The 12,594-nt window shown below is 73.8% G+C and carries 12 protein-coding genes and 1 tRNA gene; 9 read left to right on the top strand and 4 right to left on the bottom strand.

The window, feature by feature from the left end; genetic code table 11:
• Window positions 1-99 precede the first annotated feature (99 nt).
• The gene (locus ABZ490_RS48565; protein WP_359006182.1) at window positions 100-723 is read right to left on the bottom strand and encodes a 5-formyltetrahydrofolate cyclo-ligase; all 624 of its coding nucleotides are present in this window, start codon (window positions 721-723) and stop codon (window positions 100-102) included.
• Window positions 724-807: 84 nt separating this feature from the next.
• Here ABZ490_RS48565 and galU point away from each other — a divergent pair, with 84 nt between their 5' ends.
• The 7 genes from galU (at window position 808) to ABZ490_RS48600 (ending at window position 6,467) form a co-directional block, all read left to right on the top strand.
• On the top strand, window positions 808-1,710 hold the full coding sequence (gene galU / locus ABZ490_RS48570) for a UTP--glucose-1-phosphate uridylyltransferase GalU (protein ID WP_359006185.1): 903 nt from the start codon (window positions 808-810) through the stop codon (window positions 1,708-1,710).
• A 5-nt stretch (window positions 1,711-1,715) separates the two neighbouring features.
• Window positions 1,716-3,041 (top strand): gephyrin-like molybdotransferase Glp, encoded by a 1,326-nt coding sequence (gene glp / locus ABZ490_RS48575; protein ID WP_359006188.1) that lies wholly within the window; start codon window positions 1,716-1,718, stop codon window positions 3,039-3,041.
• Window positions 3,042-3,104: 63 nt separating this feature from the next.
• Window positions 3,105-3,584: a cyclic pyranopterin monophosphate synthase MoaC gene (gene moaC, locus ABZ490_RS48580; RefSeq protein ID WP_359006191.1), complete on the top strand. Its 480-nt coding sequence runs from the start codon at window positions 3,105-3,107 to the stop codon at window positions 3,582-3,584.
• Window positions 3,581-4,123: a MogA/MoaB family molybdenum cofactor biosynthesis protein gene (locus tag ABZ490_RS48585; RefSeq protein ID WP_359006194.1), complete on the top strand. Its 543-nt coding sequence runs from the start codon at window positions 3,581-3,583 to the stop codon at window positions 4,121-4,123. The genes moaC and ABZ490_RS48585 overlap by 4 nt, the downstream gene beginning before the upstream one ends.
• A 17-nt stretch (window positions 4,124-4,140) precedes the next feature.
• Window positions 4,141-4,746, top strand: coding sequence for a GNAT family protein (locus ABZ490_RS48590; RefSeq protein WP_359006197.1), 606 nt, complete (start codon window positions 4,141-4,143; stop codon window positions 4,744-4,746).
• A gap of 173 nt (window positions 4,747-4,919) precedes the next feature.
• Window positions 4,920-6,278 carry a gephyrin-like molybdotransferase receptor GlpR gene (gene glpR / locus ABZ490_RS48595; protein ID WP_359006199.1) on the top strand — a complete coding sequence of 453 codons (1,359 nt, stop codon included), beginning with the start codon at window positions 4,920-4,922 and terminating at the stop codon, window positions 6,276-6,278.
• A gap of 115 nt (window positions 6,279-6,393) precedes the next feature.
• Window positions 6,394-6,467, top strand: a tRNA-Ala gene (locus ABZ490_RS48600).
• 61 nt (window positions 6,468-6,528) lie between these two features.
• Here ABZ490_RS48600 and ABZ490_RS48605 read toward each other — a convergent pair.
• On the bottom strand, window positions 6,529-9,000 hold the full coding sequence (locus ABZ490_RS48605) for an ABC transporter permease (protein ID WP_359006202.1): 2,472 nt from the start codon (window positions 8,998-9,000) through the stop codon (window positions 6,529-6,531).
• On the bottom strand, window positions 8,994-9,827 hold the full coding sequence (locus ABZ490_RS48610; RefSeq protein ID WP_359006205.1) for an ABC transporter ATP-binding protein: 834 nt from the start codon (window positions 9,825-9,827) through the stop codon (window positions 8,994-8,996). The genes ABZ490_RS48605 and ABZ490_RS48610 overlap by 7 nt, the downstream gene beginning before the upstream one ends.
• A 135-nt stretch (window positions 9,828-9,962) precedes the next feature.
• On the opposite strand from ABZ490_RS48610, the gene ABZ490_RS48615 reads away from it, so the two are divergent.
• Together ABZ490_RS48615 and ABZ490_RS48620 are read left to right on the top strand one after the other, a co-directional pair.
• Window positions 9,963-11,462 carry a sensor histidine kinase gene (locus ABZ490_RS48615; RefSeq protein WP_359006208.1) on the top strand — a complete coding sequence of 500 codons (1,500 nt, stop codon included), beginning with the start codon at window positions 9,963-9,965 and terminating at the stop codon, window positions 11,460-11,462.
• Window positions 11,420-12,055 (top strand): response regulator transcription factor, encoded by a 636-nt coding sequence (locus ABZ490_RS48620; protein ID WP_359006211.1) that lies wholly within the window; start codon window positions 11,420-11,422, stop codon window positions 12,053-12,055. Before ABZ490_RS48615 ends, ABZ490_RS48620 begins: the two co-directional genes overlap by 43 nt.
• 31 nt (window positions 12,056-12,086) lie before the next feature.
• Here ABZ490_RS48620 and ABZ490_RS48625 read toward each other — a convergent pair whose 3' ends face one another.
• Window positions 12,087-12,572 carry a GNAT family N-acetyltransferase gene (locus tag ABZ490_RS48625; RefSeq protein WP_359006214.1) on the bottom strand — a complete coding sequence of 162 codons (486 nt, stop codon included), beginning with the start codon at window positions 12,570-12,572 and terminating at the stop codon, window positions 12,087-12,089.
• Between the last annotated feature and the right edge of the window lie 22 nt (window positions 12,573-12,594).

A 12,594-nucleotide genomic window follows, 5' to 3' on the forward strand; every position in this document is an offset into this window, starting at 1 on the left:
AGCTCATCAGCGAGATGCTGAACCAGGAGTGGAACGGCATCGTCAGGATCAGCGCGAAGACGCACACGCGTGAAGGGCCCCTTCCGCACATGAGGCGCGCTAGGAGAAGCGCCGTACCCCCGACGGTGTCACCACCGCCCGCACCGGCAGATCGTGCGGCTCCTCGGGGACGTGCTCGACGACCTCGTTGTCGTACAGCAGCACCACCAGCGAGGGACGCACGCCGGCGCGTTCCAGACGGGCCAGCACGCGGTCGTACGACCCTCCGCCGCGCCCGAGACGCATCCCGCGCGTGTCGACCGCGAGCCCAGGCAGCAGCACCACGTCCGCGCCTGTGACGGCGTCCGTGCCGAGCCGCTCGCCGACCGGCTCCAGGAGCTCCATCCTGCCGCCGTGCCGGACCGGCGCGAGGGAGCCCGGACCGTCGTATACGCCCCAGTCCAGGTCGTTGTCCGGCAGCAGCGCGGGCAGCAGCACGCGCACGCCCCGGGCGCGCAGGGCGTCCAGGAGCGCGAGGGTGCCGGGCTCGGTGCCCACGGAGACGTACGCCGCCACCACGCGCGCGTGTGCCAACTCGGGCAGCTCCAGGGCGTGCCCGGAGAGCGCCGCGGCCGCCGCGTGCACGTCGTCCGCCGTCAACCTGTTCCTCATGTCGAGGAACCCTCGCCGCAACACAGTTTTGTCAGAGTCCGCTGTGCCGTTCCCGCGGCCCATGGATCGCATCCGCACTGCTCCAATACGCTCAAATGAACACTTATTAACCGGAGCTACAGATTCCTCTCAAAGTCACCGGATAGGGTTGCGAACATGACTCAGTCTCACCCCAGGATCAGTAAGGCTGTCATCCCCGCAGCAGGCCTCGGCACCCGGTTCCTCCCGGCGACGAAGGCCACTCCCAAGGAGATGCTGCCGGTCGTCGACAAGCCCGCGATCCAGTACGTGGTCGAGGAGGCCGTGTCCGCCGGCCTCGACGACGTCCTCATGGTCACCGGTCGCAACAAGCGCCCCCTCGAGGACCACTTCGACCGCAACTACGAACTCGAGTCGGCGCTGGAGAAGAAGGGCGACGCCCGGCGGCTCGCCAAGGTCCAGGAGCCCAGCGACCTCGCCACCATGCACTACGTCCGCCAGGGCGACCCCCGCGGCCTCGGCCACGCCGTCCTGTGCGCCGCCCCGCACGTCGGGAACGAGCCGTTCGCCGTCCTCCTCGGCGACGACCTCATCGACCCCCGCGACCCGCTGCTGCAGCGCATGATCAAGGTTCAGGAGCTGTACGGCGGCAGTGTCGTCGCGCTCATGGAGGTCGCGCCCGAGCAGATCCACCTCTACGGCTGCGCGGCCGTGGAGTGCACCTCCGACCGCGACGTCGTCAAGGTCTCCGGCCTGGTCGAGAAGCCCGAGCCGGCGGACGCCCCCTCCAACTACGCGATCATCGGCCGCTACGTCCTCGACCCCGCCGTGTTCGAGGTACTGCGCGAGACCGAGCCGGGCCGCGGCGGCGAGATCCAGCTCACCGACGCCCTCCAGCTGCTCGCCCAGGACGAGAAGGTCGGCGGGCCGGTGCACGGCGTCGTCTTCAAGGGCCGCCGCTATGACACCGGCGACCGCGGTGACTACCTGCGTGCCATTGTCAGACTCGCGTGCGAACGTGAAGATCTGGGTCCGGACTTCCGGTCCTGGCTTCGCAGTTACGTCACCGAGGAGATGTAGCCACTTTGAGCACCGCCGCACCCCGCCCCACCGACCAGGACCACCTCTGGTCGGTGGACGAGCACCTGGAGGACATCCTCGCCACCGTCCGCCCCCTGGAACCCATCGAGCTGCAACTCCCCGACGCCCAGGGCTGCGTCCTGGTCGAGGACGTCACGGTCGCGCTCTCCCTGCCGCCGTTCGACAACAGCTCCATGGACGGGTACGCGGTACGCGTCGCGGATGTCGCGGGCGCGAGCGAGGAGTTCCCGGCGGCCCTGGAGGTCGTGGGGGACGTCGCGGCGGGACAGGCGGCCGACCTGCTGTACGTGGGGCCGGGCCAGGCCGCCCGGATCATGACCGGCGCGCCGCTGCCCAACGGGGCCGAGACCGTCGTCCCCGTGGAGTGGACCGACGGAGGCCTCGGTGAGGGCCCCGTCACCGGCATGCGCGCCCGCAGCCTCGCCCCCGAGCAGGCCTCCGGGCACGTACGCGTGTACCGCCCCGCGGAGGCACGCGCGCACGTGCGCGCGAAGGGCAGCGACGTCCAGGCCGGGGACCGCGCCCTCGACGCCGGCACCGTCCTCGGGCCGCCCCAGATCGCCCTGCTCGCCGCGATCGGCCGCGGCACCGTCCGGGTGCGCCCGCGCCCGCGCGTGGTCGTCCTGTCCACCGGCAGCGAGCTCGTGCAGCCCGGCGAGGAACTGGGCGTTGGCCAGATCTACGACTCCAACAGCTTCGCCCTGACCGCCGCCGCCCGTGACGCCGGCGCCATCGCCTACCGGGTGGGCGCGGTCGCCGACGACGCCGAGACCCTCCGCTCCACCATCGAGGACCAGCTGGTCCGCGCCGACCTCCTCGTCACCACCGGCGGCGTGAGCGTCGGGGCGTACGACGTCGTCAAGGAGGCGCTGTCGCACGTCGGCGACGAGGACGAGGCCGGCAGCGGCATCGAATTCCGCAAGCTCGCCATGCAGCCCGGCAAGCCCCAGGGCTTCGGCTCGATCGGCCCCGACCACATCCCCCTGCTGGCCCTGCCGGGCAACCCGGTCTCCTCGTACGTCTCGTTCGAACTGTTCGTCCGCCCCGCGATCCGCACCCTCATGGGACTCGAGGACGTCCACCGGCCCACCACGCGCGCGAGGTTGGCCGCCGACAAGCCGATCCGCTCGCCCAAGGGGCGTCGACAGTTCCTGCGCGCCACCTGCGCCGACGGCACCGTCCGCCCCGTCGGGGGCGCCGGCTCCCACCTGGTGGCCGCCCTCGCGCACGCCGACGCGCTGATCGTCGTCCCCGAGGACGTGGAGTCCGTCGAACCGGGCACCGACGTCGAGGTGGTCCTGCTCGGCTGAGCACCCTCCGTTGGGGGTACCGTGTCGCGCACAACAGGCCCGGACCGGGAGCGCCGCACCAGCATGAGTACGCAGGACCGACTGACGCACATCGACGACGCGGGCGCCGCCCGCATGGTCGACGTATCCGGCAAGGACGTCACGGCACGCACCGCGCGCGCCAGTGGGCGCGTCCTCGTCTCGCCCCGCGTGGTCGAGCTGCTGCGCGGCGAGGGCGTCCCCAAGGGCGACGCCCTCGCGACCGCGCGGATCGCCGGGATCATGGGCGCCAAACGCACCCCGGACCTGATCCCGCTGTGCCACCCGTTGCCGGTGTCCGGTGTGAAACTGGACTTGTCGGTCGCGGACGACGCCGTGGAGATCAGCGCCACCGTGAAGACGACGGACCGCACGGGCGTCGAGATGGAGGCGCTCACCGCGGTCTCCGTCGCCGCGCTCACCGTGATCGACATGGTGAAGGCGGTCGACAAGGGAGCGGTCATCACGGACGTGCGCGTGGAGGAGAAGACGGGCGGCAAGTCGGGCGACTGGAGTCGGCCATGACCTTGGACGCGTCGATCGGCGGTGCCCTCCTCGCGCCCTACAGCGCGCTGGTGGTCACCGCCTCCAACCGGGCCTCGGCCGGTGTGTACGAGGACCGGGGCGGCCCGCTGGTCGCCGAAGGCCTCAGCGGCTTCGGGTTCGCCGTCGACGGGCCGAAGGTGGTGCCCGACGGCGACCCGGTGGAGGAGGTGCTGCGGGCGGGTGCCGAGGCCGGCTTCGACGTGATCGTCACCACCGGCGGCACGGGCCTCTCGCCCACCGACCGCACCCCCGAGGCGACCCGCCGTGTCATCGACTACGAGGTGCCGGGCATCGCGGAGGCCATCCGGGCGTACGGCCGTGAGAAGGTGCCGACCGCGGCGCTCTCCCGGGGCCTGGCCGGCGTCGCGCGCGGGACCCTGATCGTCAACCTGCCCGGCTCCACCGGCGGCGTGAAGGACGGCCTCATGGTCCTCGAGCCCCTGCTGAAGCACGCCGTGGACCAGATCCGGGGCGGAGACCACCCCAGACCGGCCGCCAGTACGGGGGGTGCGAGCTGAACGGCGCATCCTGGCCCGTGGAGCTGACGGAGGGCGACATCGTCCTGCGGCCGATAAAGCTGCGCGACCAGCGGGCCTGGCGCGAGGTGAACCGGCGCAACCGCGACTGGCTGCGCCCCTGGGAGGCGACCATCCCGCCGCCCGCGCCCAGCGGGCCGATCGCGCACCGGCCGACCTACCGCCAGATGGTCCGCCATCTGCGCTCCGAGGCGAACGCGGGACGGATGCTGCCGTTCGTCATCGAGTACCGGGGGCAGCTGGTCGGGCAGCTGACCGTCGCCGGGATCACCTGGGGGTCGATGTGCTCCGGGCACATCGGCTACTGGGTGGACGAGGCGGTGGCCGGCCGCGGGGTGATGCCCACGGCCGTGGCGCTCGTCGTCGACCACTGTTTCCGGACCGTAGGGCTGCACCGCATCGAGGTCTGCATTCGCCCCGAGAACGTGCCTAGCCGGCGGGTCGTGGAGAAACTCGGATTCCGTGAGGAAGGGCTGCGGCCGCGCTATCTCCACATCGACGGTGCCTGGCGCGACCACCTCGTGTTCGCGCTGACGGCGGAGGAAGTCCCGGAGGGCATGCTGGGCCGCTGGCGGCGCGCACGCTCACAGAACGCCTCCAATTGAATACGGCGCTCCGAATCGCGGTCGGGAAAGGCCCCGAAGCCCCCGAATAAATGTTCGAAAGTGATCGGTTGATCGCACTGGTCGCAAAAAAAGCTCGAAATATCAGCCGGATCGTGCGACACACCGGCCCAATTGGCGGATGGCCCCACGCGAATCCCTCTACGGTGTGAGGCGTGAGCAGCAGCGGCCTCATCTACGCAGTCATTGTCGGGGCCTGGGCCGCCTACTTGGTGCCGATGTGGCTCCGTAGGCAGGACGAGCTGAACGAGGCCCGTCCGACGGAACGCTTCAGCACCGCCATCCGGCTGCTGTCCGGACGGGCGGGTATGGAGCGCCGGTACGCCAAGGACCTGCGGGCGCGCTCCACCGAGGAGGGGGAGCGGGACGCCGACGCCCCGGACGCCGTCACCGATTCGGTGGACGTCCGGGCCTTCGCCATGCCTCCGACCCGCCCGCAGGTGAAGGCGCCGGTACCGGAGCGCACGCAGGAACGGATGCAGGAACGGATGCAGGAGCGCGCGCCGGAGCGCGGCCACGCCCGCCCGGACGCGACACGCGACCCGGGGCGCGAGCCGAAGCGCGATCCGGCGCCCAAGCTTGCACCCAAGCCCGCACGCGACCACGCCCCCGACCCCGCGCCCGGCCACGCGTCGGCACCCGTGCACGAGGGGGGCGCCGCCCCGGCGCGCCGACAGCTACCGGCCGCGCGGCGCACTCCCGGGGGACAGGCGGCCGCAGCGCGCGCCCAGCGCTCGAAGTCGCTCGCGCGCCGCAGGCGCACCACGATCATGCTCTTCCTCGCCTTCACGCTCGGCGCGATCGTCGCCGCCGTCGGAGGACTCGCGTTCCTCTGGGCGCCGGGCGTGCCCGCCGTCCTGCTCAGCGGGTACATCGCCTATCTGCGCGCCCAGGAGCGCCGGCGTTTCGCCTTCCAGATGGACCGCAGACGCGCCGAGGCCGCCGCGCAGCGGCTCCGCGAGCGCCAGCCCCGCCGCCGTGCCTCCGCTCCGGCCTCGGCCGCCGTGACCACCGAGGCGGCCGCGGACGCCGGCGCAGAGGAGCCGCACGAGGCCGCCGAGCCGGAGACCGATCCCGGCCTGCTGGCACTCGCCGCCGACCGCAGGGCGCTCGTCGAGCAGACCGATCACGCGGAGTGGGTCGACCAGCAGCGCGAACGGCAGCGCAGGCCGGGCCATGGCGACAGCTGGGATCCGGTGCCGGTCCCGCTGCCCACGTACGTGACCGCGCCGGTCGCACCCCGGGCCACCTCCGACGTGGACCTCGGCGCCCCCGACGCGTGGAGCTCCGCCCGCTCCAGCGCGGTCGTGCCCGAGCAGGGCGCGGCGGACGCCACGGCCGTACCGGACGCGGAGCCGCAGGAACCGGACCACGCGGACGGCGGGACGGCGGACGGCGGCGAGCGCAGCGACGCCCGGCGCGCGGCCTCGGCCCGGCGCTCGCGCGAGCGCGGCCACACCCCGCTCTTCGACCAGTACGAGGACGGCGAGCGGCCCCGGGCGGCCAACGAGTGACACGCGCGCGTGCCCCACGGCGGGCCCCGGGACCATCCGGGCGCCCGGGCCCCCGGCCTCCGGGAACGGATTTTCAAGCAGCCCGATCGGGGTGCTAGAGTTTCACTCGTTGCAAGGGCCTGTGGCGCAGTCCGGTAGCGCACCTCGTTCGCATCGAGGGGGCCAGGGGTTCAAATCCCCTCAGGTCCACGCAGCATGAAGGTCCGCCCCCGTCAGGGGCGGACCTTCTGCCATGTCCGGGGTGATGGGTTCAGCTCGCGGAAACAGTCCGCCGCGCGGTCGGCACCGACATCGACACCGCCATCGGCGCGACCGCCGCTCCCACCGCCAGTACCGCGCACGCCGCCGTCACCATGCCGAGCGCCGGCCAGGGCACCACGAGCGTCGCCGGGGCCGACAGCAGGCGCAACGCGCCCCACATCCCCGCCAGGTTGACGACCGTCACCAGCAGGCCCAGTACGGCACCCACCCCCACGACCGTGAGCGCCTCCGCCGCGGTCAGCCGCAGGATCTGCCCGCCGGTGGCCCCCGCCAGCCGCAACACCGCCCTCTCCCGCCGACGTTCCGCGGCCGCCATGACCAAGGTGTTGGCGAGCGCGATGCCCGTGTACACCAGCGCGACGCCCAGGACGAGCAGCACCCCCAGCCGGGTCGTCCGGTTGGTCTCCGGACGAGCCAGGGCCACCCATTGCGCCCGGCTCAGCACCCGCACCCCGCCGACCGCCCGCAGCCCCGCCGCGACCGCCTCCGGATCGGCGCCCGCACGCACGCGTACGTCGACACGGTCCACCGCCGCGCCGCCCGCGTCGGCCGCGCTCAGCCATGCCCCGCTCTCCCCGGTCCCCGTGGCCACCACGGCGGCGATCCGCAGGGACCGGGACGTACCGTCACCGAGCCACACCCGCAGCCGCTGCCCCACCCGGTGCCGTGCCCACTCCTCGGTCACCACGATCGAACCCTCGTGGAGATCCGCGAGCCGACCCGCCGTCACCGGCAGCCGTACGGTCCTGCCGAGCGCACCCGGATCGACCGCCCGTGCCTCGGACTTCACCAGCGCCACCCCGTCCTCCAGCGTGTACACGGCGGTCGCCGCGCTCGCCGACACCAGGGCGCCGGGAACCCTCCGCAGCCGCGCCACCGCGTCCGCCGTCAGCGCCTCACCGCTCCCCGGTGTCACCACGAAGTCCGCCACCGTCCGCTGCCGCACCTCCGCGGCCCGCGCCTCGGTCAGGGTGGCCGTCGCGCCCAGCAGGGATCCCGCCAGCGCCACGGTGACCAGTACGGGCGCGGCCACGGCGGCGGTACGGCGGACCCCGGCGACCGCGTTCTCCCGTACCAGCAGCCCGATCACCCCCGGCAGCCGCGGCACCAGCGGGCGCATCAGCGCGGGCGACAGCAGCGCCACCGCCGTGATCACGAGCAGGGGGCGGCTGATGTACGTCTTGCGGTGCAGCAGGTCGCCCGGGTCCGTCAGCAGGGCGTACGCCAGGGTCGCGCACGCCGTGAGGAGCAGCGCGGCGCCGAACCACCGGCGCCCGCCCGTCAGTGCGCGCCCGTCGACCGAGACCTCGCGCAACGCCTGCGCCGGAGCGATCCGCCCGGCCCGCAGACTCGCCGCCAGCGCCCCGCACACGGCGACCGACAGGCCCGTCCAGAACGCGAGATGGTACGGCCAGACGTGACCGCCGATCACGTACCAGGCCGGCGCGAGACCGCCGTCGACCACCAGCCCGGCCAGCCATGGGGCGCCGTACGCGCCCAGCACGCAGCCGGACGCCGAGGCGAGCGTGCCCACCAGCAGCGCCTCCGCCAGCACCGACCGCCGGATCTGCCCCGGTGTCGCACCCGCCGTGCGCAGCAGCCCGAACTCGCGGCGGCGCCGGTCCACGGCGAACGCGAACGTGGAGGCCACCACGAACACCGAGACGAACGCCGTCACCCCGCCCGCCGTGCCGAACAGGGCGTTCAGCGCGGTCAGCGCCTCGGCGTCGCGATCGGGATCCGCGTCCGCGAACCGGCGGTCGTCACCCGTGAGCACGCGCGCGCCGTCACCGACGGCCGCGCGGACCGCCGTCGCGTCCGCAGCCACCACCAACTGCTCCGATCGGGGTTCCAGGCCGGCGGCTCGCACGTCCGTGTAGAACACGGCGTTCTCGAAGTCCGTGCCGCCACGCGCGCGTACCGAGACCTCACCTCCGCGTTCCGTTCCGCCACGCGCGCGTACCGTGCCGACGACCCGCACCGGCCCGTCACCCGTCTCCAGCCGGTCGCCCACGGACGCCCAGTCGCCGGTGGTCACCACCTCGTCGGCCGCCCGTGGCGCGCGGCCCGCGGTGAGGTCGTACGGGGCGAATCGCGCCGTCGACCACGGGTGACCGACCAGATCGGTCGGGCCGTCGGCCGCACGGACCGGGAAGGAACGGTCCTGCACGACCGGGCCGAGGGCGCGCAGCGCGGCGACCGTGGCGGCCGGCACCGCACGCTCCACCGCCAGCTGCGCCGTCCGTACCCCCGCCGGGGTCGCCACCCGCAGGGTGTCCTGCCCCCGCACCACCACCGGCGCCGCGGCGAACCGTTCCGGCGCCCGCACGGGAGCGTCCCAGGAGGCGGCCAGCGCCTGCCCCATCACGGCCAGCAGCCCCACCCCCAGGGCGAGTGCCACGAAACTGCCCACGAAGGCGGCCCAGCGCGCCCGCAGGGTCCGTACGGCGACGCTCAGCACGGGGCGACCTCCGCGGTGACGGAACCGTGCGACAAGCCGCCCTCCGCCGCACCCGATCCCGCACCCGATCCCGCACCTGGGCCCGGTCTCGGGACCGGGCCCGCCTCCAGGGCGGCCATCCGCGCCGCGATCCGTTCCGCGCCCGCCCCGGCCAGGTCGCCGTGCACCCGGCCGTCGACCAGGAACACCACCCGGTCCGCGCAGGAGGCGGCCAACGGATCGTGGGTGACCATGACGACCGTCTGCCCGTGGGCGTCGACCAGTTCGCGCAGAAGGACCAGCACCTCGCGGCCGGTCGTGGAGTCGAGGGCACCGGTCGGTTCGTCGCCGAACAGCACCTCGGGGCGGGTGATCAGAGCGCGGGCGAGGGCGACCCGCTGCTGCTGGCCGCCGGAGAGTTCGGAGGGCCGGTGTCCGGCGCGTTCGGCGAGGCCGACGCGCCGCAGCGCCTCGCGCACCTCCGCCTTCGCGGGGCGGCGGCCGGCCAGCCGCAGCGGGAGGGCGACGTTCTGGGCGGCAGTGAGGGCGGGCAGCAGGTTGTACGACTGGAAGACGAAACCGATGCGTTCCCGCCGCAGCAGGGTGAGCCAGCGCTCGCTCAGCCCGGTCAGCTCGGTGCTGCCGATCCGCACCGACCCGGACGTCGGCCGGTCGAGCCCGGCGGCGCACTGCAGGAGCGTCGACTTCCCCGACCCCGACGGGCCCATGACGGCGGTGAACGAACCCCGGGGGAGGGTGAGTGTGACGTCGTCGAGCGCGGTGACACCGGCGTCGGCGGGGCCGTATCGCCTGCTCACGGAGGTCAGTTGGACAGCGGGTGTGGTCATGGGTCCACGAAACCGCGGGCAGGGGTGCGCAGTCGGTCGGCCAGGGACGAGAGTTCGGGGTAGGGACAGCCATACCCCCGGAGCTCGTGCGGGAGGGATGGTCCGTCTGCCGGGCGCCCCTCTACGGTGACCCGTATGGACCCGGACCCCCGACACCCCAGGGACTTGGGGCAGGCACTGACCCACCCGCGGTATCTGCTGTCGTCGTGGCCCTGGCGCGCCGCCGCCTATCTGGTGACCGGAGCGATCCTCGGGGCCGTCCTGCTCGTCGGGCTGGCGGCCTGGGTGACGGCCGGCGCAGTCCTCGCGGTCGTGCTCGTGGGGCTGCCCCTGCTCGCGGCCACCGTCCTCAGCGGGCTGCCCGTGGCCGCGCTGGAGCGGCGCAGGCTGGGATGGGTGGGGAGGGGACACGCCGCCCCGCACGGCAGCCCGCTCGCCTTCACTCCCCTCACTCCCCACATCGATCCCCCCGCCCCCGGCCTGCGTGCCTGGCTCGGCACCCGTGTCCGGGAGGGGGCCACCTGGCGCGGGTTCGGCCACACACTCCTCACCGCCTGCCTCCTCTGGCCGGCCGAGGCGCTCCTGCTGCTCGTCGCGCTCGTCTCCCCCCTCGCGATGATCGCGACCCCGGTGCTGCTCGCCACGGTCGGTGGCGGGCGTGAGGTGAAGGTGCTGAAGGTCTGGACGGTCACCGCTCAGCCGACGGCGTTCGCCGTGGCCGCGCTCGGGGTGGTGCTGCTCGCGGCCGGGGCGTACGCCCTCGGTGCGGCCGCCGCGGCGCGGGCCGCGCTGACGCGCCGTCTGGTCGCCCCGCCCGACGGCGGCACGCGCGCGAGGGTCGTCGAACTCACCCGCTCGCGTGCGCGTCTGGTCGACGCCTTCGAGGCGGAGCGGCGCCGGATCGAACGCGATCTGCACGACGGCGCCCAGCAGCGTCTCGTCGCCCTCACCATGAGCCTCGGTCTGGCCCGGCTCGACGCGCCCCCCGGCGGCCCGCTCGCCGAAGCGCTCACGCGCGCGTGCGAGGAGGCGGGCGCGGTCCTCGCCGAGCTGCGCGAGTTGATCCACGGCATCCATCCCAAGGTCCTCGTGGACTACGGCCTGGAGGCCGCCGTCGCCGACGCCGCCGACCGTTCCCCGGTCCCCGTGGACGTCGGGTTCGGGTCGCCCCTGCCCCGGCTGCCGCAGGCGGTGGAGGCCGCCGCGTACTTCGTGGTCCGCGAGGCGCTCGCCAACGTCGCCCGGCACAGCGAGGCCGGGCGCGCCCGTGTCGAGGGGGCGTACGGCGACGGGCGGCTCGTCCTGGAGGTGGCGGACGACGGCCGCGGCGGCGCGGATCCCGGCCGGGGCACCGGCCTCACCGGTCTCGCCGACCGGGTGTCAGTGCTCGATGGAACACTGTCCGTGACCAGTCCGACGGGCGGACCGACCCTGCTGCGTATGGAGATCCCTTGCGAGCCGACACCGAAGCCGACACCGAAGCCGACACCGAAGCCGACACCGGGGCCGACACCGGGGCCGACACCGGGGCCGACACCGGGGCCGACACCGCGGGTGCCTCCGGAGACGCCCCCGGAGGACGGACACTCCGCGTGGTCCTCGCCGAGGACGGCGTCCTCCTCCGCGACGGCCTGACGGCCCTGCTCACCCGCTTCGGCCATGAGGTCGTCGCGGCGGTCGGCGACGCCCCCGCCCTTCTCGCCGCCGTCGCCGACCACGCCCCCGACGTGGTGGTCACCGACGTCCGTATGCCGCCCGCGTTCCAGGACGAGGGGCTGCACGCGGCGGTCCGGCTGCGCACCGAGCGCCCCGGCCTGCCCGTCCTCGTCCTCAGCCAGTACGTCCAGCGCGCGTACGCCGCCGAGCTCCTCGACTCCGGCGACGGCACGGGCGTCGGCTATCTCCTCAAGGACCGGGTCGGCCAGGTCGAGGAGTTCGTGACCGCCCTGCACGAGGTGGCGGCCGGCGGCACGGTCGTCGACCCGGAAGTCGTACGGCAGTTGCTGCGCCGCCGCCGCGACCCGCTGGCCCGGCTGACCCCGCGCGAGCGGGAGGTGCTGGCGCTGGTGGCCGAGGGCCGGTCCAACGGCGCGATAGCCAGGGTGCTGGTGGTCTCCGAGGCGGCCGTCGGCAAGCACATCGGCAGCATCCTCGCCAAACTGGATCTGCCCCCGGCGGACGACACCCACCGCCGGGTGCTCGCGGTGCTGGCCTACCTCAGGGGCTGAGTCATCAGCGGCCGAGTCGCCCCGAGCCGAGTCACGCGGAGGCGAGCCCCTTGGCGAAGCACCGGCTGGAGTCGTACTCCCGGTAGTAGCCGAACTTGCCGCACGGCGCGTACCCGCTGGAGGTGTACAGGGCGATCGCCTCGGGCTGTTCGGTGCCGGTCTCCAGGACCATCCGCACCCGGCCGGCCGCCCGCGCGTCCTCCTCCAGCGCGGTCAGCATCCGCCGCGCCAGCCCGCGCCCGCGCATCTCCCGGATGACGAACATCCGCTTCAGCTCGGCGTCCCCGTCCTCGTTGCCCTCGCCGTTGCTGTCCTGGCTGCGCCAGCCGCCGGTGGCCACGGGCCGGTCGCCCTCGTCGTAGGCGATGAGGTAGACGCCGCTCGGCGGCTCGAAGTGGGACGGTTCCAGGACCGTGGCGTCGCCGCCGTCGCCGTAGCGCTCGTGGTACTCCGCCTGGACCTCGTCGTTGAGCGAGACGGCATCGGGGTGGTCGAAGGACACGCGGCGTATGTTCATGCTGCTCACAGTACGTCTATGC

The sequence above is a fragment of the Streptomyces sp. NPDC005811 genome, from assembly GCF_040630405.1.
Taxonomy (GTDB): domain Bacteria; phylum Actinomycetota; class Actinomycetes; order Streptomycetales; family Streptomycetaceae; genus Streptomyces.

What these genes read in the sequence shown, in the direction of transcription:
- moaC (WP_359006191.1), top strand. Translation starts at nt 3,105, where the DNA reads ATGAGTACGCAGGACCGACTGACGCACATCGACGACGCGGGCGCCGCC.
- galU (WP_359006185.1), top strand. Translation starts at nt 808, where the DNA reads ATGACTCAGTCTCACCCCAGGATCAGTAAGGCTGTCATCCCCGCAGCA.
- ABZ490_RS48615 (WP_359006208.1), top strand. Translation starts at nt 9,963, where the DNA reads ATGGACCCGGACCCCCGACACCCCAGGGACTTGGGGCAGGCACTGACC.
- ABZ490_RS48565 (WP_359006182.1), bottom strand. Translation starts at nt 723, where the DNA reads ATGCGATCCATGGGCCGCGGGAACGGCACAGCGGACTCTGACAAAACT.
- ABZ490_RS48585 (WP_359006194.1), top strand. Translation starts at nt 3,581, where the DNA reads ATGACCTTGGACGCGTCGATCGGCGGTGCCCTCCTCGCGCCCTACAGC.
- ABZ490_RS48610 (WP_359006205.1), bottom strand. Translation starts at nt 9,827, where the DNA reads ATGACCACACCCGCTGTCCAACTGACCTCCGTGAGCAGGCGATACGGC.
- ABZ490_RS48625 (WP_359006214.1), bottom strand. Translation starts at nt 12,572, where the DNA reads ATGAACATACGCCGCGTGTCCTTCGACCACCCCGATGCCGTCTCGCTC.